The 1374-nt window shown below is 55.7% G+C and carries 2 protein-coding genes; one reads left to right on the top strand and one right to left on the bottom strand.

All coding sequences use genetic code 11. The annotated features are described in order from the left end of the window. The first annotated feature begins 103 nt into the window (after positions 1-103). Positions 104-922 carry a tyrosine-type recombinase/integrase gene (locus tag ACDP63_RS24820; RefSeq protein WP_409928851.1) on the top strand — a complete coding sequence of 273 codons (819 nt, stop codon included), beginning with the start codon at positions 104-106 and terminating at the stop codon, positions 920-922. A 107-nt stretch (positions 923-1029) separates the two neighbouring features. Here ACDP63_RS24820 and ACDP63_RS24815 read toward each other — a convergent pair whose 3' ends face one another. Continuing rightward, entirely contained in the window at positions 1030-1236 is a 207-nt protein-coding gene (locus ACDP63_RS24815; RefSeq protein ID WP_258553505.1) for a site-specific integrase, read from the bottom strand. Positions 1237-1374 lie beyond the last annotated feature (138 nt).

The raw sequence follows: 1374 nt of genomic DNA, 5'->3' as shown, positions 1-1374 counted from the left end.
GCTTGGTCATCTGCTCGTCGGTCAGCCAGTACAGGTCGCTCATGTCACCGCTCCGTTTTCCGAGCCGTGAATCACGTAGCACACTGAAAATCAATGCATCCTGTTGCTAGATGAAATCGGCGATATGCTTATCTCCGATATTACTGGAAAACTTCTCAAGAACCTTGGACCCAAGCTTCGGCCGAATGTCTCGACGGACACTTGGTGGCGGGAAATCGTCACGCCCGCTCGTGCCGCTATTAACAACGCGCATGAGTTGATTGGCACCCCGCTCTTGCGTGTTAAGCCATACGATCAATTCGAGCGAATTGCCCAAGACCAAAAGCGTAATCGTCATAGCCGAATAAAGCGAAAGCCATCGAATCGGAAATGGATTGACGCTTTCTGCAACGCGGCCGATCCCTATAACGCGGCCCTGGTTCGCTTCATGTTTGAGACCGCAGCGCGGATCGATCAGGCCGTATCAATTCGGCCCATTGACTTGCGACCGGACGAGTGCAAGGTGCGCTTGAAGGCGCAGAAGGGGCATCCAGAGGCTTGGGTCACCGTGTCGCCGGAAATGATGGCTGAAATCGAGGCGCTGAAGCCGAAGCGGCCACGCAATCGCCGCACCGGAGCTTTGCTGGACCCGCGTGTTTTCGGTTACGGTAGCTCCACAGGCTACAACAATCGCTGGCGCACGATCTGCAGGCGTGCCGGAATCCCCTATCTGTCAGCTCATGCCGCGGGTCGTCACGGCTTTTACACCGAACTGGTCGTGCGTCAGCAGGTTGATCCGGTCACTGCGGCCGAGGCAGGGCGATGGGCTGATGCAAATCTGCCGATGCGCATTTATGCTCACGCCGAGGTTGACGAAGGGCAGATTCGGGCGCGGTTTCGTACAAAGCCGGTACATACCACGACTTCTGAATGCGCTAACTAACTGTAAAGAAAAAGGAGAATTAGGATATGAGACACTCTCTCCTAAGGGGCAGGTTACAGGTTCAAGTCCTGTCGGGGTTGCCATAAATTTCAAGTGATTACAAAAGATTACAGGGCGCGCCTTTTGGTTTGTCGAACCGAAACGACAGTTCGCATCTCAAGAGTATCGGTCGCTTTCCGCAGATACTGCGGGTTGAACCGGGCATAGGTCGCCCGCGTGATGTTGGAGTTCGAGTGGTCCAGGTATTTCGCAATCTCCTCGATGGGAACGCCCTCCTCGGCCATAGAACGGCCGGCAGTCCGCCGTTGATGCACGAACTGGCGCTCTCAGACTCAGACTCGCGGTAAGGGTGGGCGCTGAAGGTTTGGGGATCGTGGCCGCTGGCGATTTTTGGGGCGATTCTTTTGCTTCTTGGCCTGCGTTTGCTGGGAAAAGCGCGGCGGCGGAACTCG

Source organism: Paracoccus sp. P2 (genome assembly GCF_046335115.1).
GTDB classification, from domain to species: Bacteria; Pseudomonadota; Alphaproteobacteria; order Rhodobacterales; family Rhodobacteraceae; genus Paracoccus; species Paracoccus pantotrophus.
This window is presented reverse-complemented; position numbering and strand designations above follow the sequence as displayed.